We start from the raw sequence: 25,792 nt of genomic DNA, 5'->3' as shown, positions 1-25,792 counted from the left end.
TCAGGGAATAACGCGGCCACCTGAACCATTTTGACAAAAAGTGCTGAGGCTATGGTAGGTATAACCCGCCCGGCCCGCAAGAGAGCCGAAGCAATGTATTAAAATAAGCGTTATCAATTTGTTCGCCGACATTATCGACAAGCTCTGATAAACGTCGGATAAACAGCGGCGGGGCAACATTAAACGCAACTTAAACGCGCCGGGCATTGCCCGCGAAAGGGAAGTGTGAGCCGGGCGCTTGATAAGCTTTAAAGGTACTAATAAGGTATTATTGAGGCAACGGCACATTTTCTCAGGAGCGACGGATGAAGCAGTTAACCCAGGCAGAACGCATAGCGGGCGCACTTTACGGACAGATGCTGGGCGACGCGCTCGGCATGCCTTCCGAGCTGTGGCCGCGCGAGCGGGTTAAACGCCATTTCGGCTGGATAGACGGTTTTCTCGATGGGCCGGAGGAAAACTCGGCCGCCTGTTACTTCAAGGCCGGGCAATATACCGACGATACCGCGATGGCGCTGGCGCTGGCCGATGCGCTGCGGGAAGCGGAAGGTGAGGTGGTGCCGGCGCTGATCGCCCGCAATGTGATCCGCTGGGTGGACAGTTTTGACGCCTTCAACAAGAACATTCTCGGCCCCAGTTCCAAACTGGCGTTGAGCGAGCAGAAAGCGGGCACGCCGATCGCCGAGTTGGAAAACAACGGCATCACCAATGGCGCAGCAATGCGCATTTCGCCTTTGGGCTGCGTGCTGCCGTCTGCGCCGCTGGAGGATTTCTGTCAGCAGGTGTGGCTGGCCTCCAGCCCGACGCATAAATCCGACATCGCCGTCGCCGGTGCCGTCGCGATCGCTTGGGCGGTTTCGCGTGCGGTGGAGGGCGCGGACTGGGCCTCGATTCGCCTGGCGCTGCCGGGCGTGGCGGAGTATGCCCAGCGCCGTCAGGTGACGACGTTCAGCCCCTCGCTGGCGGCGCGCATCGAGTTGGCGTTTCAGGTGGTGGATGAGGCCGCCGATCCCGAGCAGGCCTCTGAGCGGATATATCAACTGATTGGCGCCGGGGTGAGCACCATCGAGTCGGTGCCGGCGGCGCTGGCGATGGTGCAGCTGGCGCAAACCGATCCTACCCGTTGCGCGGTGCTGTGCGCCAATCTGGGCGGCGATACCGACACCATCGGCGCGATGGCCACCGCTGTCTGCGGCGCGCTGCACGGCGCCGACGCGATGGATCCTGCCCTGCTGGCGGAGTTGCAGCGGGTGAATTCGCTGGATGTTGAGGCGTATGCCCAGGCGTTCGCGCGTTTTCGCCTCCGCCGGCAGGGCGAGGCGTGACGGATCAGCTTTCGCTGGTAAACTCGTACATGTCGCTGCGGCAGAAGCTTTCGCTGTATTCGATCGGCTTCTTGCGGTGGTCGAACAACGTCTGGCGCACGATCAGCAGCGGCATCGGTTCTGATAGCTGCAGCGCCTGGCGGATGTCGTCGTCGGCCATCGCCGCGCTGACCTGGCTGCGCAGCGAGCCCATCTCCACATTATTGCGCCGGAAGTAGTCGTACAGCGAGACGCCAATCTCGTCGACGTTGGCAATCGCCGCCGCCACCACGTAGGACACCGCCACCGACATCGGCCGCCGATCGATAAAGTGAATGCGCTTGAGTTGGTAGATCGGCGCTCCAACCGCCAGCCGGAGCTTTTCCGCCAGTTCGGCGCTGGCCGGCACCCGCTCGCGGCTGATCCATTGCGTATCCGGCTGACGCCCCTGTTGCGTCGCCTCGCGCGAGAACCCTTTGATGTCCGCTAATGAATAGCGCAGCTTCGGCGCGGGCCGTTGCGGCTGGATGAAGGTGCCGTAGCCGCGTGAACGGCCGATGATGCCGTCTTGCTCAAGGCAGGCCAGCGCTTTGCGCACCGTGATGCGTGAGATGCCGAGCCGTTCGGTAAACAGGCGCTCGCTGGGCAGGAAATCCCCCGCGTTCAGCAATCCTTGCTCGATAGCCTGGCGCACCGAGGCGTTAAAGCGCAGATATAACGGCATCGCGCCCGCGCTGGCCAGATCCTGCAGCAGTTTTTCCAGCAGACGCTGGTTGATCTCCTTGCTCATAGCTGACGGAAGTCCTGTAGCCGCAATGCGATGGCTTATTTAATGGGATTTCGCCGGGCAGCGCAACTGCCGCCGCCGCTGGGCGAAATGAGGTAGAGTAGTGTGCTATCGCCCCAGGCTCGGAGAAACAGACTGCCCATGAGTGACACCCCAAGACACGCGGACGACGCGGCAATCCTGGCAGCCTTCACCCAGCAGCGTCAGCAGGGGCTGACCCGACGTTCGGCGCTGCATCAGGCCCTGTTGCGGCTCATCACCGCCGGGGAACTGCCGTGGCGGGCGAAGCTGCCGCCGAGCCGCGCGTTGGCGGCCCGGTTGACGGTGGCGCGTGACACGGTGGAACAGACCTACGCGCGGCTGGAGGCGGAGGGGTTTATCAGCCGAACGGTGGGGCGCGGCAGCTTTGTGCGTTATCGCTGCGATACGCTGCTCGGCCGTGAACTGCTGGCGACGCAGGCAGGCCAGGAGGCGCGGCTGGCGGAACGCGAGTTAAGCGATCGCGGCCGGGCGTTGCTGGCGGTCAGCCATACGCCGCACACCAGCCGCCAGGCTTCGCTGACGCCCTCGCTGGCGGATCTGCGGGCGTTTCCCATCGATTCATGGCTGCAGTGGGAAAAGCAGGCGCTGCGGCGGCACGGCGAGCGGCTGTTGGGGTATGCCGATCCGCAGGGCTTGCCGGAACTGCGTGCGGCGATCGCGCACTATTTGCAGCGGGAGCGGGGCGTCAAGGCGTCGGCGGAGCAGGTGATCGTGGTCACCAGCTCTCAGCAGGCGCTGGCGCTGTGCACCCAGGTGCTGTTCGATCCCGGCGATGCGGTATTCGTCGAAGAGCCGGGCTACCAGGGGGCGAAAAAGCTGGTGCAGTCGGCGGGGCTGCAGGCGCGACCGATCGGCATCGATGAGCAGGGGATGGACGTCGGGCAACTGATGCACGCCACGGGCGGCGGGCGGGGCGTTTACATCACGCCGTCCCATCACTACCCGCTGGGGTATTCGCTGAGCCTCGAGCGGCGTCTGGCGCTGTTGCAGTGGGCCCAGCGTCGGCGGGCCTGGATCATCGAAGACGATTATGACGCCGAGTTCAACTACGATCGACAAACCAAGGCGGCGCTGCAGGGGCTGGACAGCGGCGGGCGCACGCTGTACATCGGCACCTTCAGCAAGACGCTGTTTCCGGGGCTGCGCATCGGCTTCATGATTGCGCCGCCGCAGCTGGTGCGGCCATTGGTCGCCGCCAGGCAGTTTCAGGACGGCTACACGTCGGCGCTGGCGCAGATGACGCTGTTCCACTGCCTGCATGAGGGCGGCTACGCCGAGCATCTGCGCAATATGCGCACGCTGTACAAGGCGCGGCTGGATGTGCTGTACGACGCGGTGCAACGCCATCTCGCGCCCTGGACGCACCCGGCCTTGCCGCAGGGTGGGCTGCAGCTGGTTTGCCCGTTGGCGGATGCGGCGACGGAGCGGCGGCTGGTGGCGGCGGCGGCCGAACGAGGAATACGGTTGTACGGCCTGGCGGATTTCTACACCGGCGCGCCGCAGCGCGGGGCGCTGGTGCTCGGTTTTTCGGCCTATACGCCGGACGAGATCGTGCGCTTTATCGCCACGCTGGCGCAGGTGTTCAACGCGCTGCCGCGGGAAAGCGGCGGTTAAAATTGGTCTGCTCGGCGTTTTGAATTGGTCCGTATTACGCCGCCGCTGCGCGGTGTATCCTGCCGCTATTCGGTTATTTCCCTAATGGAAATAATATCTTAACCCCGTGAGGCGCTATGAACCCATCAAATCGTGAAGTGACCATCCGCAGAATCAATGGCGACGACAGAGCGCAATGGCTGGCGTTGTGGCAGGGCTATCTCGACTTTTACCGCGCCGACGTGGCGCCGCAGGTGACCGATCGCACCTTCGAACGGTTGGGGCTGGATGAACAGGTGTACGGGCTGGTGGCGGAGGATGCCGACGGCCGGCTGCTGGGGCTGATGAACCTGGTATTCCATCCGTCCACCTGGAGCGCGATGGGCTATTGTTATATCGAAGATCTCTATGTGTCGCCGCAGGCGCGCGGCCATAAAGTGTCGGAAAAACTGTTCGAACAGGCGTATCGACTGGCGGAGGCGCGCGGCAGCGATCGGGTCTATTGGATGACTCAAGAGTACAACGCGCCGGCGCGTTCGCTGTACGACAAAATCGGCAGAAGAAGCTCGTTTATCGTTTATACCCGTTAACCGCAGGAGGCGCGTATGGCAATGAATCGTTATGGTCAGCCGATTGGCGAACCGATGCCGGATTGGCAACCGGCTCGTCGCCCGGGCGGCGCAACGCTCGGCGGGCGTTTCTGCTCGCTGGCGCCGCTCGAGCCGCAGCGGGATTACGCCGCGCTGTACGACGCTTTCCAGCTGGCGCCGGACGGCCGCGACTGGACCTATCTGTCTATCGAACGGCCCGACACGCCGGCGGCGATGCTGCTGCATCTGGAGACGCTGCAGGCCAACCCGACGCTGGTCAATCTGACAGTGTTCGATGCCGTCAGCGACGCGCCGGTGGGGACGGTGGCGCTGATGCGCATCGACGAGGCCAACGGCGTGCTGGAGATCGGCCACGTCAGCTGGTCACCGTTGATGAAACAGCGCTCCAGCGCCACCGAGGCCATCGCGCTGCTGCTGCGTTACGCCTTCGACACGCTGGGCTATCGTCGCTGTGAGTGGAAGTGCGACAGCCATAACGCGCCATCGCGCCAGGCCGCGCTGCGCTTTGGCTTCCGTTACGAGGGCAACTTCCGCTTTGCGGTGATCGTTAAAGGGCGCAGCCGCGATACCGACTGGTTCGCCATTACCGCTGACCGTTGGCCGGCGGTGCGGCAGGCGTTTGAGCGTTGGCTGAGTGCGGACAACTTCGATGCGCAGGGGCGGCAGATTGCCCGGCTGCAGGTGTTGCGCGGCGAATAATAAGCAACAAGGCGGCCCGCGGGCCGCCTTGTCGTTGTGGGTCTAACGCGTTTACTTCAGCTCGTCGACCAGGGTAGTGGCGCGGCCGATGTAGTTGGCCGGGGTCATCGCCTTCAGACGGGTTTTCTCTTCTTCCGGCAGCGCCAGGCCATCGATGAACGCCTGCATGCCGGCAGCGTCCACGCGCTTGCCGCGGGTCAGCTCTTTCAACTTCTCGTAAGGCTTCTCGATGCCGTAGCGGCGCATCACGGTCTGGATCGGCTCGGCCAGCACTTCCCAGTTGTGATCCAGTTCGTCCAGCAGGTGTGCCTGATTCACTTCCAGCTTGCTGATGCCTTTCAGGGTGGCCTGGTAGGCGATCAGCGCATAGCCCAGGCCCACGCCCAGGTTACGCAGCACGGTGGAATCGGTCAGGTCGCGCTGCCAACGGGAGACCGGCAGTTTGCCCGCCAGGTGGCCCAGCACGGCGTTGGCCAGGCCCAGGTTGCCTTCGGAGTTTTCGAAGTCGATCGGGTTGACCTTGTGCGGCATGGTGGAAGAGCCGATTTCGCCGGCGATGGTCTTCTGCTTGAAGTGGTTCAGGGCGATGTAGCCCCAGATGTCGCGGTCGAAGTCGATCAGAATGGTGTTGAAACGCGCTACGCAGTCGAACAGTTCGGCGATGTAGTCATGTGGTTCGATCTGCGTGGTGTACGGGTTCCAGGTGATGCCGAGCGAGGTCACAAACGCTTCGCTGAACTGATGCCAGTCCACTTCCGGGTAAGCGATGATGTGGGCATTGTAGTTGCCGACCGCGCCGTTGATTTTACCCATGATCTCCACGCGCTCCAACTGGCGGTACTGGCGCTCCATGCGGTAAGCCACGTTGGCGAACTCTTTGCCGACGGTCGACGGGGTTGCCGGCTGGCCGTGGGTGCGCGACAGCAGCGGGATATCGCGGTATTCCTGCGCCAGCCCTTTCAGCGCGTCGATGATCTTGCGCCAGTAAGGCAACACCACGTCCTGACGGGCGCTTTGCAGCATCAGCGCATGCGACAGGTTGTTGATGTCTTCGGAGGTGCAGGCGAAGTGGATGAACTCGGACACCGCGTGCAGCGCAGGCACCGCCGCCACTTTTTCCTTCAGGAAATACTCGACCGCTTTCACGTCGTGGTTGGTGGTGCGTTCGATGGTTTTGATGCGCTGCGCGTCTTCTTCATTGAATTCCGCGACGATTTTGTCGAGGAAAGCGTTTGCGTCGGCGTCAAAAGCGGGAACTTCCTTGATTTCTGCGCAGGCGGCCAGTTTTTGCAGCCAACGTACTTCAACCTGTACGCGGAATTTCAGCAGACCGTATTCGCTGAAAATGGGGCGCAGTGCGCTGACTTTATCACCGTAGCGTCCATCAACGGGGGAAACGGCGGTCAGTGAGGATAATTCCATCGGTAGCAACTCCTGGGATCGATTAACAATAAGCAACGATATTTTGCGCCTGCTTGAACAGACGATTACGGGAAAACATTAACTGCAGGCGGCTGCCGCCGACCTGTTGCCACAGCACGGCGGCGCGAATGCCGGCCAGCAGCGTGGCGCGCACCTTGGCCTGCACCTGCGGATTCTGCAAGATCGCCGGCGAGCCGGTCACCTGAATGCGCGGCCCGAGCGGGCTGACCACGTCGACGTAAATGCCGGCCAGCGCGCTGATGATGGTGTCTGACTCAAGATCGAAGTGCGCCAACTGGCGCTCAAGCTGGCCGAGGCGTTCGCCGAGCGTGTTCATCGCCTGTTTGTTGGCGTTGAGCTTGCGCTCCAGCACCATCAGGCTGATGGTGTAGCGGGTCAGTTCCGCGCCCGGCCCTTTGTTGTTGGCATTCAGCACGCCCATCAGGGTTTCGAGGCCGACCATCAAATTGCGTTCTTCGCCGCCGAACACCGCCAGCGTGGAGGGCGGATCCATTTGCAGCAGGCTTTTCAGCGAGGTCTGAAACGCTTCGCGGTCGCATTGCCCTTCATGGGCCAACTGCTGAACCAAACGCGCCGACTGGCTGATGCCCGCCATGGCCAGCGTGATGTCATAATAATTCTTCGCCACGATGACTCCTGTAAACGCGGTGAACGGTACATGGCTTACTGCATAAGGTTGTGTGTATCGCAGGGGCAACGGCGGCGGCCGCGAACGGTAACGCTCGGGCGTGGCTGTAACAACGATGACAACGAATGCCGCGGATCATGCCACAAAATCGAGGGTAAACCCAGCGTCTAATACGTCTGTGACGAGGCGGAGGCGCCGTGCGGCGCAGAACTGCGCAATAAGGCGGCGAAAATCGCCGGCGCGGCGGCGCGAACTTATTGTTGCGGCGGCAAATAAAGTGCTGCGGCTGCATCTATACTGCCAACGTGAACCCTTAAATAAAGACCTTTATATGCACGTAAAAAACAAGCAGCCGCTGCCGGCGGTGACGCTGGCGGCCATCGGCGTGGTGTACGGCGATATCGGCACCAGCCCGCTGTATACCCTGCGCGAATGCCTGACGGCGGAGGAGGGCATCACCCTGACGCCGGCCTCGATTTACGGCTTTTTGTCGCTGATTTTCTGGCTGCTGACGCTGGTGGTGTCCATTAAATACATTTGTTTTGTGATGCGCGCCGACAACGACGGCGAGGGAGGCATTCTGACGCTGATGTCGCTGGCGATCCGCAAGCTGGATGCGCGCTGGGTGCCGGCGGCGGTGCTGATCGGGCTGGTGGGCGGCAGCTTCTTTTACGGCGACGGGGTGATCACCCCGGCCATTTCGGTGCTCTCGGCCATCGAGGGGCTGCAGATTATCGCCCCCGAGCTGGACAGCTTTATCGTGCCGCTGTCGCTGCTGGTGCTGACCGCGTTGTTCGCGATCCAAAAACGCGGCACCGGCAGCGTCGGCAAACTGTTTGCCCCGGCGATGGTTATCTGGTTCCTGACGCTGGCGCTGCTGGGCATCGGCGGCATTTTGCATCACCCCGGCGTGCTGCGGGCGCTGAACCCTTACTGGGCGGTGAATTTCTTCCTCGAATACAAGGCGGTGTCATTCTTTGCGCTGGGCATGGTGGTGCTGTCGGTCACCGGCGCCGAAGCGTTGTACGCCGATATGGGCCACTTCGGTAAAAAGCCGATCCGTCTGGCGTGGTTTACGCTGGTGGCGCCGGCGCTGGTGTTGAACTACTTCGGCCAGGGGGCGCTGCTGCTGGCCAATCCGGCGGCGATCAACAACCCGTTCTTCCTGCTGGCGCCGACCTGGGCGCTGATCCCGCTGCTGGTGATCGCCACGCTGGCGACGGTGATCGCCTCGCAGGCGGTGATCTCCGGCGTGTTCTCGCTGACGCGGCAGGCGGTACGGCTGGGCTACCTGCCGCCGATGCGCATCATCTATACCTCCGATCAGGAGTCCGGGCAGATCTACATTCCGGTGGTGAACTGGCTGCTGTTCGCGGCGGTGCTGATCGTGATTATCAGTTTCAAACACTCCAGCAACCTGGCGTCGGCTTACGGCATCGTGGTGACCGGCACCATGCTGCTGTCGTCGATTTTGCTGAGCATCGTGGCGGTGAAAAACTGGGGCTGGCCGCGCGCGCTGGGCGGGTTGATGCTGCTGGTCATGCTGTGCATCGACGTGCCGCTGTTCGGCGCCAACCTGATCAAGCTGGCGACCGGCGGCTGGCTGCCGGTGGCGCTTGGGCTGACGATTCTGCTGATCATGCTGACCTGGAAGACCGAGCGTTCGCGCCTGATCCGCCGGTTGCGCGACAACCAGGAAGGGCTGAGCGCGCTGATCGAATCGCTGGAGAAGGCGCCGCCGAAGCGGGTGCCGGGCACCGCGGTGTTTATGGAGCGCACGCCGCATGCGGTGCCGCTGGTGCTGTTGCATAACCTGAAGCACAACAAGGTGCTGCACGAGCGCGTGGTGCTGCTGACCATCGTCACCACCGACATGCCGTACGTGCACAATGTGCAGCGGGTGGCGATCGAACAGCTGTCGGCGAGCTTTTGGCGGGTGGTGGCGAGCTACGGCTGGCGCGAGACGCCCAACGTGACGGATATCCTTTATCGCTGCGGGCTGGAGGGGATGAGCTTCACCATGAACGAGACCTCGTTCTTCATGTCGCGCGATACGCTGGTGCTGGGCAAGCGGCCCTGGTATCTGCGCGTGCGCGGCAAGGTGTTTCAGCTATTGCAGCGCAACGCGCTGCGGGCGCCGGATCTGTTCGAAATCCCGCCGAATCGGGTGATCGAGCTGGGTGCGCAGGTGGAATTTTGAATAAAAAAACGCTGCGGTAAACGCAGCGTTTTTCTTGGGCGGCAGGTGAATTACGCCAGGCGCTGTTCGATGATGCCGCCGCCGAGGCAGATTTCGCCCTGGTAGAACACCGCCGACTGGCCGGGGGTGACGGCGGAGACCGGCTCGTCGAAACGCACTTCGATGCGTTCGTCGTCGAGCGGGGTCACGGTGCAAGGGATGTCCTGCTGGCGATAGCGGGTCTTCACCGTACAGCGGAACGGGCCGGTCAGCGGCAGACGATCCACCCAGTGCAGCTGCTGCGCGATCAGGCCGGTGGACATCAGGCGCGGGTGATCGTGCCCCTGCGCAACCACCAGCACGTTGTTGGCCACGTCTTTATCCACCACGTACCACGGATCTTCGCTGCTGTCTTTCAGGCCGCCGATGCCCAGCCCTTTGCGCTGGCCCAGAGTGTGATACATCAAACCCTGGTGTTCGCCGACGGTCTGGCCGTCGACGCTGACGATCGGGCCCGGCTGGGCCGGCAGGTAGCGGCCGAGGAAGTCGCGGAACTTGCGTTCGCCGATGAAGCAGATGCCGGTGGAGTCTTTCTTCTTGGCGGTGACCAGCTCCAGTTGCTCGGCGATGCGGCGCACCTCCGGCTTCTCCAGCTCCCCGACCGGGAACAGGCTCTGCGCCACCTGCTCGTGGCTCAAGGTGTAGAGGAAGTAGCTCTGATCTTTGTTGCCGTCGACGCCGCGCAGCAGGCGGCTTTTGCCGTCCACGTCCTGGCGGCGCACGTAGTGGCCGGTGGCGATGAAATCGGCCCCCAGATCTTCGGCGGCGAACTCCAGGAAGGCTTTGAATTTGATCTCTTTATTGCACAGGATGTCCGGGTTCGGCGTGCGGCCGGCCTTGTACTCTTCCAGGAACAGCTCAAACACGTTGTCCCAGTATTCCGCCGCAAAGTTCACCGTGTGCAGTTCGATGCCCAGCTTGTCGCAGACCGCTTGCGCGTCGGCCAGATCGGTCGCGGCGGAGCAGTACTCTTCGTCGTCGTCTTCTTCCCAGTTTTTCATGAACAGCCCAGCGACCTGATAGCCCTGTTGCTGTAACAGATAGGCGGTAACGGAAGAGTCGACGCCGCCGGACATACCGACGATTACTTTTTTCTGGCTGTTGTCTGACATGGGGATCTCACGAACTTGAACACGAACCGTGCTGATAAAAACAAGCGCAGGATTTTACCACGTTGCCCGCGCCGGCGCACTGTTCATCTTGTGCTGCCCGGCGCCTTCAATGCGGCCAGGCGAAGCTGCCGACCAGCGAAAGCGGGTAACGTTCCGGCTGCTGATAGCTGCGAATGCTCTCCGCCACCAGCGCGGAACGCAGGTTGGGCGCCTGCAAAATCTCGTCGGCGCTCAACCACAGGCAGCGATCGATGTCGCTGTCGTGCGGCTCGGTCGGCAGCGGTTGTTCCAGCTCGATGACGAAGCAGAAACGCAGGAACGGCGTGCGATCCGGCGCGATCCACTGGTGCAGGCGCAGGAACGCCTGCGGCGTGGCGCGGATGCCGGTCTCTTCCCACAGCTCGCGCTCGGCGGCCTGCACCAGCGTCTCGTCGGCCTCCAGGTGGCCGGCCGGCTGATTCCACAGCGCTTTGCCGTTGATGGTCTCTTCGACGACCAAAAATTTGCCGGCGGCGTGCACCACGCAGGCTACGGTGACGTGCGGTTTGAACATGCGGTCTCCTTACAGCGGTTTGTCGATGCGCCGGTAGATGTCGTCCAGCTCGGCGATGCGGGTGCGGTAACTTTGCAGCAGGCAGGCGGTGTCGCCGCCGCACCGCTGGCGTTTGGCCAGCCAGGCCTGCTGGCTGTCCTGCATCGCGCCGCGCGCGCCCATGGCGAACAGGCCGCGCAGGAATTGGTACTTGGTGGCCATTTGCACGTCCAGATCGTTCAGCGTGCGGTTGGCGCAGATGGTGCGTTCATCGCTGCCTGCCGCCTTGGCGCAGTCGAAGCTGGCGGCCGGGGCGGCGAACGGGGCCGCCAGAGCGGCGAGCAGCAGCGCGATCGGAGTAGATTTCATGGCGCCTCCATCAGTTATCGGTCTACAGGGAATCGATGGTTTTCCATTCACCGGGCTGCAGTGAACCCAGCGAAAGATTACCCATACTGTAGCGAATCAGGCGCAGGGTAGGGAACCCGATATGCGCCGTCATGCGGCGCACCTGGCGGTTTCGCCCTTCGAACAGGGTGATTTTCAGCCAACTGGTGGGGATGGATTTACGCTCGCGGATCGGCGGGTTGCGCGGCCATAGCCACTGCGGCTCGGCCACCAACTCAACACCGGCGGGCAGCGTCGGGCCGTCTTTCAGCGTAACGCCGCAGCGCAATGGCGCCAGATCGCTCTCCTGCGGCGCACCCTCGACCTGCACATAATAGATTTTGCCGGTGCGCTTGCCCGGCTGGGTGAGCTGCGCCTGCAGCTGGCCGTCGTTGGTCAGCACCAGCAGCCCTTCGCTATCGCGATCCAGACGCCCGGCGGCGTAAACGTCGGGGAAGGGGATGTACTCTTTCAGCGTGGCGCGGCCGGCTTCGTCGGTGAACTGCGGCAGCACGTCGAAGGGCTTGTTGAATAACACAATGCGGCGCGGCCCCTTCGGCGCGGCGGGTTTGGCGGCATTCGGCTTGCTGAATCGTTTAACGTTGTGATTTCTAACAGAGAATTTTTTCATAACGGTTGAGATTACGGATGATAAGCGCATTATAACCGAATCCGTTTCGGATTGGCGCGAACCGAATATTCAAGTAGTATCTACACGCATCTTACAAAGCATTAACAAAATTGCGCTTGAAGGAGAGGTTGATGGAAAGCAAAGTAGTTGTTCCGGCAGAAGGTAAAAAAATCACGGTTGACGCCCAGGGTAAACTGGTTGTTCCTCATAACCCGATCATCCCGTTCATCGAAGGCGACGGCATCGGCGTTGACGTGACTCCTGCCATGATCCACGTGGTTGATGCGGCCGTTAAAAAGGCTTACCACGGCGAACGTAAAATCTCCTGGATGGAAATCTACACCGGCGAAAAATCTACCCACGTTTACGGTAAAGACGTGTGGCTGCCGGACGAAACTCTGGACCTGATCCGCGACTACCGCGTCGCCATCAAAGGCCCCCTGACCACCCCGGTCGGCGGCGGCATCCGTTCTCTGAACGTGGCTCTGCGCCAGCAGCTGGACCTGTACGTGTGCCTGCGCCCGGTGCGTTACTACCAGGGCACCCCAAGCCCGGTGAAACAACCTGAGCTGACCGACATGGTGATCTTCCGCGAAAACGCCGAAGACATCTACGCCGGCATCGAGTGGAAAGCCGGCTCCGCCGAAGCGGACAAAGTGATCAAATTCCTGCGCGACGAAATGGGCGTGAAGAAAATCCGCTTCCCAGAGCAGTGCGGTATCGGCGTGAAGCCATGCTCCGAAGAAGGGACCAAGCGTCTGGTGCGCGCGGCGATCGAATACGCCATCACCAACGACCGCGACTCCGTGACTCTGGTTCACAAAGGCAACATCATGAAGTTCACCGAAGGTGCCTTCAAGGATTGGGGCTATGAGCTGGCGCGCGAAGAGTTCGGCGGCGAGCTGATCGACGGCGGCCCATGGCTGAAGATCAAGAACCCGAACACCGGCAAAGAGATCGTGGTTAAAGACGTGATCGCCGACGCCTTCCTGCAGCAGATCCTGCTGCGCCCGGCGGAATACGACGTGATCGCCTGTATGAACCTGAACGGCGACTACATCTCCGACGCCCTGGCGGCCCAGGTAGGCGGCATCGGCATTGCGCCGGGCGCCAACATCGGCTCCGACTGCGCGCTGTTCGAAGCGACTCACGGCACCGCGCCGAAGTACGCCGGCCAGGACAAAGTGAACCCAGGCTCCATCATCCTGTCCGCAGAGATGATGCTGCGCCACATGGGCTGGTTCGAAGCGGCTGACCTGATCGTTAAAGGCATGGAAGGCGCCATCGCCGCCAAAACCGTGACCTATGACTTCGAACGCCTGATGGAAGGCGCTAAACTGCTGAAATGTTCAGAGTTTGGCGACGCCATCGTTAAACACATGTAAGGGTGTTTGGCGTTTGAATGAGAACGGGAGCCTTAGGGCTCCCGTTTTTTTACTGTTCAAATATGAGTGAGGTGTCGGACAGGCTCACTGCACGGCGTTAGCCGATTCACGCACGACCAGCACCGGGCAATTGGCGTGGCGGACGACGGCGGTGGCATTGGAGCCGAGGAGATAAGTGATGGCAGAAGGGCGGTTGGAACCCATCACGATAATCTCCGCGTTGAGCGCATCGGCGAGCTCCAGGATCTGATCTTTGGGATCGCCGACGGCAACGTGCGTGGTCACTCTATCTTCAGGCACGCTGAATTCTTTGGCCGCTTTTGCCAGCCCCTCGGTTGCTACCGCAATGATTTCGTCTTTGGTTTCTATCGCCGCCGTGGCGGCAAAGCCGAAAGCGGCATAGGTGGCGCGCGACGGGATCACCGCCAGGAAATGGACGTGGGAGTCTTCGAGCCTGGCGAGCGCGTTGACATGCGGGATGACCTGCTGTGTTAATTCCGGCTCGGTAATATCCACGGGAACCAAAATAGTTTTGTACATACTCCCTCCTTATCGTTTTCAAAAAACTCCACTTTTTGGATTATAGCTGCTTGACGCCGAGAAAACGGCGATCGGTATGGCAGAACCAAAGAAATTGACCGCCAAAAGGGAAAGTATGCAGAAACCGTTGTTGTGGCAATCGATTAGAAGCGGCTGATCTGGCTGTTAAAGGCATGGGAAGCGAACTGTTCAATGATCGCGCCGCTATTGTTAAGCGTGTATCAGTGTGTTTGGCGTTTGAGTAGAAAAGGAGCTCTCGGGGCCCTTCTTTGTTACAATCAGTAATATTGTTATCCAGTGAAAAGATAGTTTAAATGACCAAGAAAACCATTTCTGTTTTGATTTTGTCTTTATTTATTGGCGGGTGCACCACGCAAACTACCGATGAGCGAATGGCCAGGGCGAAAGCGAAGTACGCCGAATCAAACCCAGTCGCGCAAGCGCCTTCACCCTTGGTGCGTTTGGAATGCAATACGCAAGCAGGAACCCAAATCACGGCCATGATGAATGGCGCATCGCAAACCGTCACCATTAACAGCGCCGTATTCCATTTTGTCGACCGGGACGACGTTCAGGGCATTGATACATTGAGCTTTGCCAGAACCGTTGACGGCGTAACCAGCTGGGTGTTCGTGAACATGGCATCCAGCGATCCGGTTTATCTCAGCATTGTGAGCCAAAAGACCGTGTTGAAATTTATGTGCAGTGCTTACAAAGGATGAGCGAAAACGTGTATGCCATCGCTGTCTATTCATACGTTATTCTGTCGAAAATCGGTGCGTCACTGCTGTTGTAGTGACGGACTGCACAGCCCCTGGCGAAAGTTTTAATGTCACTAGCGGTGTATATTGATCCTGTATAACGTATTGGCCGGAGCTCTTTGCGTGGCCCAGCGTCAACTGATTTCACTACTGATAATTATCCATAAGGACAGGGATATGAAAATAACGCATTCAGGCTATAAAACCGGCGTTGCCACAGTATTGGCGGCGATGACCGCGCTGGCATTAACGGGCTGTGCCAAAAACACGGCCCCCAGCCAAACCGATCCGGTAAATAAAGAGGTTGACGATATTTCAACCAACCTTGGCGGCCCAAAGACGTCGGCGCCGGGAAAAGAGAAAGAACACTATATCGCCCAGTTGCAGGCCGCGATTCAAAGCCATTTGAAAGATGCCGAAGCTTACTCAGGCAAGCGTTGCACATTGAGCATCAAGCTGGCGCCGGACGGTATGCTGATCAGCATTCGGGCTGAGCAAGGGGAACCGGAACTTTGCCAGGCCGCGATCAAGGCAATCACCAATGCGCGTCTGCCTAAGCCGCCAACGGCCGCGGTTTACGAAGCGGTCAAAAGCAGCGCGTTGGAATTTCGCCCGCAGTGAATAAACAACGCTGTTTCCGTGCAACGCTATCCCGGTCAAGGCCGGGATTTTTTATTGCCGTCACCCTGCGTTAATTGGTGAAACTCACTAAAGCCCTTGATGAAGGGTGACGATAACCCTTAAAACTCCTGATTATAAAAGAGTGGCCATGCGTTTTTTCTGGGTCAACATTGGTGGCAGCGTCGCGGAAGTTTTTAAGGGCGAATTCCTGTGGGCGCCGCAATATGGAATAAATAAGACTGGGAACATGTTTAAACCTGCCGGGTGGGAAACGGTCAAAAAAGTCAAAGAGGGTGACCTGATTTTTTGCCACAAGGGTAGGAAGATCATCGGCGTGGCGACAGCGGTACGCGATGCTTACTCTGCACCGCGGCCTGAGCATCGGGTCGCGGGACCGCCGCATATTGCGGGTACCCAAGTCGATTTGGAACTGACGCGTCTTGAACTACCTATTGATGTTTCCCTTTTTAATCAGGCGTTCACACGCATGCACAACCAGGCTTGCCTTCCGCGCGTTTTTAATAAGAAAGGCGGATGCACCGAAAACTATATGTGCGAGATCCCCGCGCCGGCAGCCGCGTTGATCGCCGGTTTTCTCTCGGAAAACCTCTCTATCAACTTCCATGCGGATACCGTCGAAATCACCAGAGAGGTCGGTGGTGAGCAAGAAAGGGTGATTCAGGCGCGGATTGGGCATGGTCCCTATCGCGATAAAATGTTTAAGCGGTGGGGAAACCGGTGCGCCGTCACGGGGATTGCGGAGCCGTCCATTCTCATTGCCTCTCACATCGTTGCCTGGTCGATTGCGACCCCAGAAGAAAAAGTGGATCCGCACAATGGTTTGCCGTTAATCCCCAATCTGGACAAGCTGTTCGATCGTGGCATGATCAGTTTTGCCGATGACGGACGTTTGCTGTATTCACGGACGATGAGCGGTTTGCTATGTGAGCTGAGGATCCCGTTGGACGCCAATATTAGCGGGTTGTCTGAAAAGAACAGAGCATACCTGCAACGGCATCGAGTGAAGTGGGGCTTTGAAACTGTGCCCTGATGCAGGTTTGCCAAATCTGAGCCGGGGCTCTTACCGATACATCATCGCGCTCACGCGCTCGCTCCGATCTTTAAAACCGTTGCTGCGCATCGTGACAACATAGTAGCGATAGTGATGTTTCTGTGCGTATTCGCGCACCAGATCTTCGGCGAACAGGCCGCTGAAGGTGACGGTGGTGACGAACGTCAGCCCTTTCACTTCGTAGGTGCTGATCTCCTGCGGGGCGCCGATATACGGCGGCGGGAACACGGTCTTGTGGAACTGGCAGCCCGCCAGCAGCAAGGTAAACAGCAGGGCGGCGGAGATTTGCGGTATTCTCATCGGGAAAAGCTTTCCTTCCTTGGCGTGTGTTTTAGTAACTCTATAATAGGATTACAAAATTTGGCGGGGATGTAAAAGTTATCCCGCTTCGGTTGCCGTTTCGTTGAAGCGGTGTCGCCGTATCCATCAGCATGAGGATTAAAACATGTTTGTTCGCCAGGCCACTGACAGCGATGTCGCAGCCCTGATCGCCCTCGACAGCGTCGCCGAACACGAACCGCAGCGCGCGGCGCAGATCCGGGCCTGGTGCGGGCAGGGGGAGTGCTATCTTGCCAAGGAACAGGACGTGGTGATGGGCTATGGCGTACTGCACTATCATTTCTTCGGCTGCGGTTTTATCGAGATGCTGATGGTCGGCGAGCGCTATCGCCGTTGGGGCGTCGGGCAGGCGTTGATTACGGCATTGAAGTCCCATTGCCGACACCCGAAACTGTTCACTTCCACCAATCGTTCCAACCTGTCGATGCAGCGGCTGCTGCTGAACGCCGGATTTGTCGCCAGCGGCCAGATTGACAATCTCGATGACGGCGATCCGGAGCAGGTATTTTTTATCCCGCTGCGCTAATACAGCCGGACATCGACCGCCTGCTGTTGCAGCCAGGTGCTGACGTAGCCGTAAGCGGCATAGAAGGCCAGCAGTGCGAAGAGCAGCACCGAAAGCGAGGCCAAAAACCTGACGTCGCCGTGCTTCGTCAACTGATAGGCGCAATAGAGAAAGGCTAACAGGCACAGCAGAGTGAAGGCGATGGCCAGCATGGCGTAAAAAATAAGCATAACGAAATCCGTTCTTCCTTGTGAGCCTGGCAAGGATACCACAGACAAAAAAAGGGGCCCAAACGGGCCCCTGCGTGATTCGCTGCGGGAGGTTTACTCCACCGCGTCGGGATGGTTCTTGCCTTCCTCGATAAACTCTTCGTCGATCTCTTCGATGTTCTCCTCGCTGTCGCGGCCGGACAGAATGTTCCAGCAGGCGATGAACAGCGCGGCGATCAAGGGGCCGATGACGAAGCCGTTGATGCCGTAAATCTCCATGCCGCCCAGGGTGGAGATCAGGATCAGGTAGTCCGGCATTTTGGTGTCTTTGCCCACCAGCAGCGGGCGCAGGATGTTGTCCACCAGGCCGATCACCACCACGAAGAACACTACCAGGAAAATGGCTTTCCACAGCATGCCGGTGGCGAAGAAGTAGATCACCGCCGGCACCCAGATGATGGCGGAGCCCACGGCCGGGATGATCGACAGGAACGCCATCAGCGCGCCCCACAGCAGGCTGCCGTCGATGCCGGTAAAGTAAAACGCCAGCCCGCCGAGCGCGCCTTGCACCACGGCGACCACCACCGTGCCCTTGACGGTGGCGCGGGAAACGGCGGCGAACTTGACGAACAGATGGTGTTTCACGTGCTGGGAGAGCGGCAGCGCTTCGAGCGCCAGGTTCACCAGATAAGGGCCGTCTTTCAGCAGGAAGAACAGCAGATAGAGCATTACGCCGAAGCCGACGACGAAGTTGAAGGTGCCCTTGCCGATCAGGAACACGCTGCCCGCCAAGTATTGCCCGCCCTTGAGCGCCACCTCGGAAAGCTGCTTTTGGATCTCGGCGGCGCTGTTGAGGTTATGCTCCGCCAGGAAGCGCTGCGCCCAGCCGGGCAGGTGGCGCATGAAGTCCGCCAGCATGGTCGGCAATTGGCTGTTGTTGGTCTGCAGCTTGGTGTAGATCACGTTGAATTCCATCGCCAGCGACGAGGCGATGATCGCCAACGGCGTGAACACGATCAGGCAGATCAGCGCCACCGTCAGCAGCGACACCACGCCGTTGCGTTCGCCGACGTACTGCTTCAACTTCTTTTTCACCGGATGGAAAATCACCGCCAGAATAACCGCCCACAGCACCGAGGAGTAATAAGGCCCCAGCACGTCGAGAAAGGCGGCGGTAACGATGAACAGGATCAGAATAAAGAATCCTTTGGAAATGCCTTTAGACATCATAGTCGTCCCTCAAAAGATGAATTTTCAGCATAGATGAACTGAATGAAAACAACACTATCATCACCTTTGCTTAACCGGTAGGGGATTTTTAGTGGCGTATTCCATAGGGTTATTAAGGGCAAGGCGGGCGCCGCACGGTGAACAGGCGGCGGCGAGAGAAAAGAAAGAGGGCTAAATAATTAAATAAATTTATCTATTGTGTTTCATTTTGTGAGCCGCGCTTGCCGCCTGCGCCAGGCTTTCCTAGTTTTTAGGAGGGCGGCCGTTCGCCCGATATCACGAAGGAGTATGCAAATGACTGAACACAAACGACTTGCCGTTATCGAAAAGGTGCTGCTGATCGCTTTCGCCGGCGTGCTGGTTTATCTTGCCGCGACCGGCGCCTTGTCATTATCGGGCCTTGATCACCACTGGCCTTATCCTTCGCGCTAAGCGTGCCTGGTCTCATCATGCAGGCCCGATAACGATAACTAGCGGCTGTACCCTACGACACGAGACTCACAGCATCAATCATCCGTTATTCGCCTCGTTCTTTGGCGCGCAGGGCGGTGACGCTCTCTCCGCCGACGCCCCAGTTGTCGGTGGCCACCTCGTCAATCACCACGAAAGTGGTGTGGCGTGGCTTATTCAGCACCCGTTCCAGCAGCGTGGTGGCTCCCTCGATCAGCATGCGTTTTTGCGCGGCGCTGACCCCTTCGTCGGTCACTTTAATGTTGACGTATGGCATGGCGTTTTCCCCCGGTTTCACCAGACCCCGGCGGTGGCGCCGCCGTCAACCGCGAGCGCCGCGCCGGTAACGAAATTGGCGTCGGTCAGATACAGCACCGCATCGACGATGTCCTGCGGCTGGCCGACGCGGCCGGTTGGCGCCAGTTGCCGCATCTGCGCCAGGCTCTGTTCATCATTTTGATGCATCGGCGTGGCGATGATGCCGGGCGCCACGGCGTTGACCATCACGTTGTGCGGCGCTAACTCCAATGCCAGTTCGCGCACGGCGTGGTTAAGGCCGCCTTTAATCAGCACCGGCAGCAAAGCGGGCACTTTGCTGTTGGGCTGCATGGCGATCGACGCGGTGATGGCGACGATGTGGCCGGCGCCGCGTTGCTGCATATGCCGGGCGGCGGCCTGCGCCGGGTAGAAGAAGCCTTTCAGATTGGTTGCCACCATCGCGTCGACCTCCTCCGGCGTATAGTCGGCGATCGGCTTGGCGATAAATATGCCGGCGTTATTGATGAGAATATCTACCTGACCAAAAGCCTGTATCGCCAGGCTGAACAACCGCTCGGCGGTTTCCGGCAGCGCGATGTCTCCCGGCGCCAGCAGCAGATTGGCCGGGCGGCCGAGTTTGTCCGCCGCCGCCTGCAGCCGTTCAAGCGAACGGGCGTTTGCGACAACCTGATAGCCGCGCGCCAGGTAGGCTTGCGCGATGGCGAAGCCCAAGCCGCTCGATGCGCCCGTGACGATGACCGTTTTTACTTTGCTCATTTTCTCTCCTCGACAGGATAGTGATTGATCGTAGGTGAACGGTAATCCATACCTGTTGGTTGAAAAATGAGAGGGAAAGAATTTTAATTTATACCTGATGTAATGAATCGGCGGGGAGAGACATGCAACGCCATTTTGACGACGTTCAGGTGGGCAGTATCGAGCTGTTTTGCCTGACGGTAGAAACCGGCAGTTTCACCGCAGCGGCCAATGCCGCCGGGATAACCCCTGCGGCGGTCAGCCGCTCGGTCGCGCGCCTGGAGACGCGATTGCAGGCGAAGCTGTTTATCCGCACCACACGCCAGATGCGCGTCACGGATGCCGGACAGCGTTATTACCTGGAATGTCGCCGGGCGCTGAGCCAGCTGATGGAGGCCGAGGCGAGAATTTCCGGCGAACGGGACAAACCGGCGGGGACGCTCAGCATCAGCGCGCCGACGCTGTACGCGCATTTTAGGCTGTTGCCGCGTTTGCCCGAGTTTGCGCATCGCTATCCCGATCTCAAGCTGAATCTGCACGTCAGCAATCAGAATATCGATTTCTCCGAAGATAAATTCGACGTCGCCATTCGCGGCAGCGAGCTGAACGATTCCGGCCTGGTATCGCGGCGATTGGAGGAGGCTGAACTGATCGTGGTGGCGACGCCGGGCTATTTGCAGCGTCATCCTGCGCCGCTCACGCCGGCGGATCTGGCCCGGCACGATTGCATTCAGTATGCGTTGCCCAGCACCGGCAGAAAAACCGCCTGGACGTTTAAGATTCAGGGCGAAAATAGCAAAGTGGACACTGCCGGACGCTGGCTTTGCCAGGAAGATTACCTCGCTACGCTGACGCTGGTGAAAAGCGGCGCCGGACTGATGCAGGTGTATCGCTTTACCGTCGAACAAGAGTTGAGCAACGGGGCGCTGGTCGAGGTTTTGAAAGATTATGCCGGCGCCTCGCGTCCCTTCATCCTGCTTTACCCCTATGCGCGCTTTGTCCCGCTGAAGGTGCGGAAATTCATCGATTTCCTGACGGAAGCGTAGCCGCCAGCGCCAATACGGCTCCTGACACCGCCGCCGCGAGCACCAGCCACGCCGGGGCCGCCCAGCCGGCCGCGGCCACGATGGCGCTCAGCGCGACCGGGCCGATCACCTGGCCGAGGTAGTTTCCCTGCATCACCAGCCCGAGACTCAGCGGCAGCAGCGTCGGTTCCGGCGTCGCCGCCGGCGTGGCGGCCAGAATGGTGGCGGGCAGCATGCCGGCGATGGCGCAGAACAGGAAGCACAGCGGGATCAGCAGGCCGTTGGGCGTCATCGGCAGGAAAATGCCGACGCCGAAGACACCGATCAACAGGCTGGTGGCGGCGAGCAGCGTTCTGGCGGGCAGCCCGCGCGACAGCAGCACGCCGGCGGCGAGGTTGCCGATGATGTTGGCCGCCACCGCCGCCGCGCTGATGCCGCCGGCGGCCGCGAGCGACAGGCCGATGCGCTGCATCAGAAAGATCGGCAAAAAGGTCATCACCGAGAAAAACTGCAGGTTGTAAGCGGTGAACATCAGCGCCAGCAACAGCGGCTGGCGCGCCCGCAGCATCGCGCCCAGCGCTTGCCGCAGCGGCGACGGCGGAACGTGCGCCTCGGCGGCGCGGCGGGACGTAGTCAGCGGCAGCAGCAGGGCGGCCAGCAGCGTCAACGCCGCACCGGCCTGCCAACTCTGTTGCCAACCGGCGAGATGGGGGCCGAAAAACAGTGAAATGGCGATGCCCGCCGGCATGAAGGTGCTCCAGATGCCGAACACCAGGTTGCGCTGCGCCGGGGCGACGATGCGGTTCAGCACCGCCGGCGAGGCGACCACCACGATCACGAAGCCGAGGCCTTCGACAAAGCGGCTGACAATCAACCCGCTGAAGTCGTGCAGCGTGGCACCGGCGAAGCTGGCGGCGCTGATGATCAGCAGCCCGAGCGCCAGCAGGCGCCGATCGCCCCAGCGGCGCACCAGCAGTCCGGCGGCGATGCCGCCGAACACCCCGACGAAAGGAAAGGCCGAAATGACCCAGCTTAGCGTCTCCAGTGAACGGCCAAACTCGGCCTGCAGCGCCGGCAACGCGATGGTGGCCTTACCCACGTGCAGCGCCGCCGCGATGCCGGCGAACAGCACGTTGATGACGGCCAGCCAGGGCGTGGCGGCGGGGAGAACGCGGTCGATGGCGTCCGGTTTAATCGCGGTCATAACACTCTCCGGTGGCGGCAACGTCATCACTATGCCTCTGCGCTACAGCAAAGGCCGTTCAAATGCTGCGCTATCACGTGGGGAAACTGTTCATTTCGAGCTTTATTTTGCGCGCCTCGTTGTTTGGTTCGCCAGCGTGCCGCCCGGCGTGGACGCGGGTCCCCCCGCAGCGGTTTACTGTTCCGGCACGCAGCAGGCGTGTTGAATTCATTTTATAAGGAGCAGTGTATGTCAGAGATGATGAACGAGAGTGGGGCGCCGGCCATTGAATGGAGCTATGGCGGCCGGGGTGACGATATCAGCAGCAGCCTGAGCCTCGACACGGTTGAGGAACAGCCGCAGGGTTTCTTGATGACGGTCGATCGGCCGGTGCAGATCTTTAAAGAAGCGCTGTCGCCGATGATGGCCTTTGTCACGCTGCTGCGCCCGCTGTACGCCAAGACGAGCGAAGGCTTCCAGTATGTGCCGGTTTCCAACCCCTGGACCGACGTGCAGCGCCTGCCGGCCAGCGCAGGCTATTTGGGTGTACAGGTCAACGCCGGGCTGTTCTTCCATGGCGCCAAGCCGACGCACTATAAAGATCGCGACGGCCAGATGAAACCGATCGACGGCGGCACGCTTTTGCAGAACATCACCGTGCTGCATCAGGTGGCGCAACCGCTCGGCCCGGGTGAAGGCGCGGTCTGAGCCGGCAGCGTTAGCACGGGGCCGGACGCGGCCCCTTTTCGCGCCTTGAAACCCTGTGCAGCTTGGGTAAAACTGGTTGCCTATTCAAGGAGAAGAGTATGTACAGCGACAACGAGAAAAAGTTTTATATCATCCTCAACCGCAATCACGAACCGGCCACGCTGTTTAACGCTTCCTGCCATCTGACGGCGGGCATCACCGATCTGATCGAACAGCGTGAGTTTCACCACTATCCGAGCAGTCTCGACGGCGTCAGCGCCAACATGAGCCACTACCCGATCGTCATCCTTCAGGCTAAAAACAGCAGCCAGCTCAGCAACCTGATCCTCAAATGCAAGGAGGAGGGCGTGCTGTCCAACTTCTTCACCACCACCATGCTGTCGCACTCCGCCGAGCAGCAGATCGCCGACACCGCCAATACCCCCTACGAGCAGCTGGAGTTCGTGGCGGTGGCGCTCTACGGTGACACCGAGCAGCTTAAGCCGCTAACCAAGAAGTTCTCCGTCTATCGTTAATCGCGAACGGCGTCACATCAGGGGCGGCAACGGCTATGATATTTTTCCATCAAATCGTTGATGGAGATGAACATGAGCGGTAAGAAAACCACCATGGCGGCCATCGCCAGAGAGGCGCGGGTCGGCATCGCCACCGTCGATCGGGTGATCAACCAACGCGCGTCGGTGCGGCCCGCCACCCAGCGCCGGGTGATTGAGGCAGCGAAAAAGTTGGGGTTCGCGTTGGAGAAGTCCCACTGCCTGTCGGCAGTGCTGGGCAGGCCGGAGCGCCGCCTTAGAATGGGGTTTATCCTGCTGCGGCGCGAACACTCTTTCTATGCGCAACTGGCTGATGAATTGATGGCGCAAGCGGCACCGTATCATGAGCCGGGTCAGCCGCCGCAGTTCATCTTCCACTCTCTCAATGCCATCGACGACACCGCCGCCGCCATTAGCCAATTGAGCCGCCAGGTGGAAGCGATCGGCGTGCTGGCGCTGGATCACCCCCTGATCCACTATGCCGTAGAAGAAGCCGCCCAGGCGGGCATCAACGTTTTCGCGCTGCTGTCGGATTTATCGGTGCCCAGCCGCGCCGGCTACATCGGTCTGGATAATCAAAAAGCGGGCCGCACCGCCGGCTGGGCGGTGGATCGTCTGTGCCGGCGTCAGGGCGACGTCGGCGTGATCATCGGCGACAACCGTTTTACTTGCCAGGAAGCCTGCGAGATCGGTTTTCGCTCCTACCTGCGTGAGCAGATGAGCGGCCAGCGTGTGCTGGAACCGGTGCGCAGCCTCGAGGACGCGGAAACGGCGCGCCGGGTCACGCGTGAACTGCTGGCGAACCACCCGGAACTGGCGGCGCTTTACGCGCCGAGCGGCGGTGTGGAGGGCATTATTCAGGCGTTGCGAGAGAGCGGCCGGCAGCGCGACATCACGCTGGTGTGCCACGGCCCGGTGCTGGGCGGTGAAATGGCGCTGCTCGACGGCACGGTGGATCTGCTGCTGTGCCACCGCATTCCCGAATTGGCCGCCACGATCGTCGAGACGTTACTCGCCGCCGATGAACAACCGGGATTACGCCACATCATTAATCGCTTCGATGTGATCACCAAAGAAAACCTCTGACGGCCGCTGAGTGGTGTTTGCCGAGGTCAGGGCGCAGCCAGGCACCGCCTGAATTTGATTAAAAAATATCAAATAATTTATCAAAAATAGCGCGATCTCTATCAAAAAATAAAATTTTCATTATTGATGGTTTTGGAATTTTTGTTTGATACTGCCGGCATTCCCCGCAAAAAAGGAGCCGTCGCCATGACTTTGCCTATCGCCAATGCGCCCTGCAGTTGGGGCGTGGATGATCCGAACAACCCCCATTTGCCGCTCTATGCCACGGTTCTGCAAGAAGCGTCGGCGGCCGGCTACCGCAGCATCGAGCTGGGGCCGTGGGGCTATCTGCCGACGCAGAGCGAGGCGCTGTGTGCCGCGCTGGAGCAGCATCACCTGTCGCTGGTGGCCGGCACGATTTTTGACGATCTGGTCAGCGAGGCGAACATTGAGCGCCTGCTGGCCCTGACTCATCGGATATGCCGCAACCTCTCGCGGGCGCCCAGGGCGGAGCCGACCGAGGGCGATCGCGCCGCGCCGCCGTTCTTGGTGATTATCGATTTCGGCAATCCGCAACGCGCCAGGTTCGCCGGGCGTTCAGATTTAGCGCCGCGTTTGTCGCAGGGGGAGTGGCAGAGGATGATCGGGCACATTACGCGCATTAGCGAACTGGCCTGGCGGGAATACGGTGTGCGGCCGGTGGTGCATCCGCACGCCGGCGGCTGCATCGAGTTCGCCGACGAAATCGACCGGTTGGCGGCGGACATTCCGCATCACACCGCCGGATTGTGCCTGGATACCGGCCATCTGTATTACGCCGGGCTGGACCCGGCTGCCTGGCTGAGCAAGCACTTTAATCGTCTTGATTACCTGCACTTCAAAGACGTCGATCCGCAGGTGTTCCGCGAGGTGCTGGCGCGCGGCGTCGATTTTTTCACCGCCTGCGCCGAGGGCGTCATGTGCCCGTTGGGCAGCGGGGCGATCGATTATCCGCAGCTGCGTGCGCTGTTGGCCGAGCGCGGATATCGGGGCTGGATCACTATCGAGCAGGAGCGCGATCCGCGCAATGTGCAGGGCAGCCTGCAGGACGTCGCCGCCAGCTTGCGCTACTTGCGCGGCCTCGGCTTTTAATCAGGAGAAACAC

30 protein-coding genes are annotated in these 25,792 nt (G+C 60.2%); 16 read left to right on the top strand and 14 right to left on the bottom strand.

What is annotated here, in order from left to right:
- The first annotated feature begins 305 nt into the window (after positions 1-305).
- Positions 306-1,325: an ADP-ribosylglycohydrolase family protein gene (locus tag ACP39K_RS11110; RefSeq protein ID WP_033640606.1), complete on the top strand. Its 1,020-nt coding sequence runs from the start codon at positions 306-308 to the stop codon at positions 1,323-1,325.
- Positions 1,326-1,329: 4 nt separating this feature from the next.
- Here ACP39K_RS11110 and ACP39K_RS11105 read toward each other — a convergent pair whose 3' ends face one another.
- Positions 1,330-2,094: a GntR family transcriptional regulator gene (locus ACP39K_RS11105; protein ID WP_243811221.1), complete on the bottom strand. Its 765-nt coding sequence runs from the start codon at positions 2,092-2,094 to the stop codon at positions 1,330-1,332.
- 138 nt (positions 2,095-2,232) lie between these two features.
- Here ACP39K_RS11105 and pdxR point away from each other — a divergent pair, with 138 nt between their 5' ends.
- The 3 genes from pdxR (at position 2,233) to ACP39K_RS11090 (ending at position 5,036) form a co-directional block, all read left to right on the top strand.
- On the top strand, positions 2,233-3,747 hold the full coding sequence (gene pdxR / locus ACP39K_RS11100; protein ID WP_016928072.1) for a MocR-like pyridoxine biosynthesis transcription factor PdxR: 1,515 nt from the start codon (positions 2,233-2,235) through the stop codon (positions 3,745-3,747).
- Between the two features lie 116 nt (positions 3,748-3,863).
- Positions 3,864-4,316: a GNAT family N-acetyltransferase gene (locus ACP39K_RS11095; protein ID WP_048323028.1), complete on the top strand. Its 453-nt coding sequence runs from the start codon at positions 3,864-3,866 to the stop codon at positions 4,314-4,316.
- A 15-nt stretch (positions 4,317-4,331) separates the two neighbouring features.
- Positions 4,332-5,036 carry a GNAT family N-acetyltransferase gene (locus ACP39K_RS11090; protein ID WP_048796618.1) on the top strand — a complete coding sequence of 235 codons (705 nt, stop codon included), beginning with the start codon at positions 4,332-4,334 and terminating at the stop codon, positions 5,034-5,036.
- Between the two features lie 51 nt (positions 5,037-5,087).
- Here the strand turns inward: ACP39K_RS11090 and purB are convergent, their stop codons facing one another.
- Both purB and hflD read right to left on the bottom strand, forming a co-directional pair.
- Positions 5,088-6,458, bottom strand: a complete 1,371-nt coding sequence (gene purB / locus ACP39K_RS11085) for an adenylosuccinate lyase (RefSeq protein ID WP_497008487.1) — start codon at positions 6,456-6,458, stop codon at positions 5,088-5,090.
- Between the two features lie 22 nt (positions 6,459-6,480).
- Positions 6,481-7,107: a high frequency lysogenization protein HflD gene (gene hflD / locus ACP39K_RS11080; protein ID WP_147881967.1), complete on the bottom strand. Its 627-nt coding sequence runs from the start codon at positions 7,105-7,107 to the stop codon at positions 6,481-6,483.
- 331 nt (positions 7,108-7,438) lie between these two features.
- Between hflD and kup the strand changes: the two genes are divergently transcribed.
- Complete coding sequence (gene kup / locus ACP39K_RS11075) at positions 7,439-9,307, top strand: low affinity potassium transporter Kup (protein WP_016928067.1); 1,869 nt, start codon at positions 7,439-7,441, stop codon at positions 9,305-9,307.
- Positions 9,308-9,357: 50 nt separating this feature from the next.
- On the opposite strand, the gene mnmA is transcribed toward kup, so the two are convergent.
- The 4 genes from mnmA to rluE all read right to left on the bottom strand — a co-directional run bounded on the left by mnmA (position 9,358) and on the right by rluE (position 12,008).
- Positions 9,358-10,458: a tRNA 2-thiouridine(34) synthase MnmA gene (mnmA, locus tag ACP39K_RS11070; protein ID WP_033640601.1), complete on the bottom strand. Its 1,101-nt coding sequence runs from the start codon at positions 10,456-10,458 to the stop codon at positions 9,358-9,360.
- A 106-nt stretch (positions 10,459-10,564) separates the two neighbouring features.
- Positions 10,565-11,011 (bottom strand): NUDIX hydrolase, encoded by a 447-nt coding sequence (locus ACP39K_RS11065; RefSeq protein ID WP_015377609.1) that lies wholly within the window; start codon positions 11,009-11,011, stop codon positions 10,565-10,567.
- Positions 11,012-11,020: 9 nt separating this feature from the next.
- Entirely contained in the window at positions 11,021-11,359 is a 339-nt protein-coding gene (locus ACP39K_RS11060) for a lysozyme inhibitor LprI family protein (RefSeq protein ID WP_033640599.1), read from the bottom strand.
- A 22-nt stretch (positions 11,360-11,381) separates the two neighbouring features.
- The gene (gene rluE / locus ACP39K_RS11055; protein ID WP_116403878.1) at positions 11,382-12,008 is read right to left on the bottom strand and encodes a 23S rRNA pseudouridine(2457) synthase RluE; all 627 of its coding nucleotides are present in this window, start codon (positions 12,006-12,008) and stop codon (positions 11,382-11,384) included.
- A gap of 131 nt (positions 12,009-12,139) precedes the next feature.
- On the opposite strand from rluE, the gene icd reads away from it, so the two are divergent.
- Positions 12,140-13,393: an NADP-dependent isocitrate dehydrogenase gene (icd, locus tag ACP39K_RS11050; RefSeq protein WP_015377612.1), complete on the top strand. Its 1,254-nt coding sequence runs from the start codon at positions 12,140-12,142 to the stop codon at positions 13,391-13,393.
- Positions 13,394-13,477: 84 nt separating this feature from the next.
- Here the strand turns inward: icd and uspF are convergent, their stop codons facing one another.
- Positions 13,478-13,933: a universal stress protein UspF gene (gene uspF / locus ACP39K_RS11045; RefSeq protein WP_243811297.1), complete on the bottom strand. Its 456-nt coding sequence runs from the start codon at positions 13,931-13,933 to the stop codon at positions 13,478-13,480.
- A gap of 314 nt (positions 13,934-14,247) precedes the next feature.
- On the opposite strand from uspF, the gene ACP39K_RS11040 reads away from it, so the two are divergent.
- The 3 genes from ACP39K_RS11040 to ACP39K_RS11030 all read left to right on the top strand — a co-directional run bounded on the left by ACP39K_RS11040 (position 14,248) and on the right by ACP39K_RS11030 (position 16,366).
- Entirely contained in the window at positions 14,248-14,655 is a 408-nt protein-coding gene (locus ACP39K_RS11040; RefSeq protein ID WP_212563010.1) for a hypothetical protein, read from the top strand.
- A 162-nt stretch (positions 14,656-14,817) separates the two neighbouring features.
- Positions 14,818-15,315: a cell envelope integrity protein TolA gene (gene tolA, locus ACP39K_RS11035; RefSeq protein ID WP_233496244.1), complete on the top strand. Its 498-nt coding sequence runs from the start codon at positions 14,818-14,820 to the stop codon at positions 15,313-15,315.
- A 148-nt stretch (positions 15,316-15,463) separates the two neighbouring features.
- A complete protein-coding gene (locus tag ACP39K_RS11030; protein WP_033640596.1) occupies positions 15,464-16,366 on the top strand; it encodes an HNH endonuclease in 903 nt (300 codons plus the stop codon).
- Positions 16,367-16,396: 30 nt separating this feature from the next.
- On the opposite strand, the gene ACP39K_RS11025 is transcribed toward ACP39K_RS11030, so the two are convergent.
- Positions 16,397-16,687 (bottom strand): hypothetical protein, encoded by a 291-nt coding sequence (locus tag ACP39K_RS11025; RefSeq protein ID WP_016928059.1) that lies wholly within the window; start codon positions 16,685-16,687, stop codon positions 16,397-16,399.
- A gap of 145 nt (positions 16,688-16,832) precedes the next feature.
- Here ACP39K_RS11025 and ACP39K_RS11020 point away from each other — a divergent pair, with 145 nt between their 5' ends.
- A complete protein-coding gene (locus tag ACP39K_RS11020) occupies positions 16,833-17,252 on the top strand; it encodes a GNAT family N-acetyltransferase (RefSeq protein WP_497008486.1) in 420 nt (139 codons plus the stop codon).
- On the opposite strand, the gene ACP39K_RS11015 is transcribed toward ACP39K_RS11020, so the two are convergent.
- Both ACP39K_RS11015 and ACP39K_RS11010 read right to left on the bottom strand, forming a co-directional pair.
- Positions 17,249-17,461, bottom strand: a complete 213-nt coding sequence (locus ACP39K_RS11015) for a hypothetical protein (RefSeq protein WP_033640592.1) — start codon at positions 17,459-17,461, stop codon at positions 17,249-17,251. The two genes, ACP39K_RS11020 and ACP39K_RS11015, sit on opposite strands and share 4 nt — an antisense overlap.
- A 93-nt stretch (positions 17,462-17,554) precedes the next feature.
- On the bottom strand, positions 17,555-18,670 hold the full coding sequence (locus tag ACP39K_RS11010) for an AI-2E family transporter (protein WP_033640590.1): 1,116 nt from the start codon (positions 18,668-18,670) through the stop codon (positions 17,555-17,557).
- Positions 18,671-18,964: 294 nt separating this feature from the next.
- Here ACP39K_RS11010 and ACP39K_RS11005 point away from each other — a divergent pair, with 294 nt between their 5' ends.
- Positions 18,965-19,102, top strand: a complete 138-nt coding sequence (locus tag ACP39K_RS11005; RefSeq protein WP_004941229.1) for a hypothetical protein — start codon at positions 18,965-18,967, stop codon at positions 19,100-19,102.
- An 85-nt stretch (positions 19,103-19,187) separates the two neighbouring features.
- Here ACP39K_RS11005 and ACP39K_RS11000 read toward each other — a convergent pair whose 3' ends face one another.
- Positions 19,188-19,397, bottom strand: coding sequence for a tautomerase family protein (locus ACP39K_RS11000; protein WP_033633277.1), 210 nt, complete (start codon positions 19,395-19,397; stop codon positions 19,188-19,190).
- 17 nt (positions 19,398-19,414) lie between these two features.
- Positions 19,415-20,155: an SDR family NAD(P)-dependent oxidoreductase gene (locus ACP39K_RS10995; protein WP_015377621.1), complete on the bottom strand. Its 741-nt coding sequence runs from the start codon at positions 20,153-20,155 to the stop codon at positions 19,415-19,417.
- 122 nt (positions 20,156-20,277) lie between these two features.
- Here ACP39K_RS10995 and ACP39K_RS10990 point away from each other — a divergent pair, with 122 nt between their 5' ends.
- A complete protein-coding gene (locus tag ACP39K_RS10990; RefSeq protein ID WP_089184506.1) occupies positions 20,278-21,180 on the top strand; it encodes a LysR family transcriptional regulator in 903 nt (300 codons plus the stop codon).
- On the opposite strand, the gene ACP39K_RS10985 is transcribed toward ACP39K_RS10990, so the two are convergent.
- Positions 21,155-22,363, bottom strand: coding sequence for an MFS transporter (locus tag ACP39K_RS10985; RefSeq protein ID WP_147827447.1), 1,209 nt, complete (start codon positions 22,361-22,363; stop codon positions 21,155-21,157). The two genes, ACP39K_RS10990 and ACP39K_RS10985, sit on opposite strands and share 26 nt — an antisense overlap.
- Positions 22,364-22,591: 228 nt before the next feature.
- Between ACP39K_RS10985 and ACP39K_RS10980 the strand changes: the two genes are divergently transcribed.
- The 4 genes from ACP39K_RS10980 to ACP39K_RS10965 all read left to right on the top strand — a co-directional run bounded on the left by ACP39K_RS10980 (position 22,592) and on the right by ACP39K_RS10965 (position 25,779).
- Positions 22,592-23,050, top strand: coding sequence for a hypothetical protein (locus tag ACP39K_RS10980; protein ID WP_016928054.1), 459 nt, complete (start codon positions 22,592-22,594; stop codon positions 23,048-23,050).
- Between the two features lie 98 nt (positions 23,051-23,148).
- Positions 23,149-23,565: a DUF2000 domain-containing protein gene (locus tag ACP39K_RS10975; RefSeq protein ID WP_033640583.1), complete on the top strand. Its 417-nt coding sequence runs from the start codon at positions 23,149-23,151 to the stop codon at positions 23,563-23,565.
- A 72-nt stretch (positions 23,566-23,637) separates the two neighbouring features.
- Positions 23,638-24,669, top strand: coding sequence for a LacI family DNA-binding transcriptional regulator (locus ACP39K_RS10970; protein ID WP_048795280.1), 1,032 nt, complete (start codon positions 23,638-23,640; stop codon positions 24,667-24,669).
- A 186-nt stretch (positions 24,670-24,855) separates the two neighbouring features.
- A complete protein-coding gene (locus tag ACP39K_RS10965; RefSeq protein ID WP_033640581.1) occupies positions 24,856-25,779 on the top strand; it encodes a TIM barrel protein in 924 nt (307 codons plus the stop codon).
- Positions 25,780-25,792: the final 13 nt, after the last annotated feature.

It is taken from the genome of Serratia sp. EC4, assembly GCF_059652115.1.
This window is presented reverse-complemented; position numbering and strand designations above follow the sequence as displayed.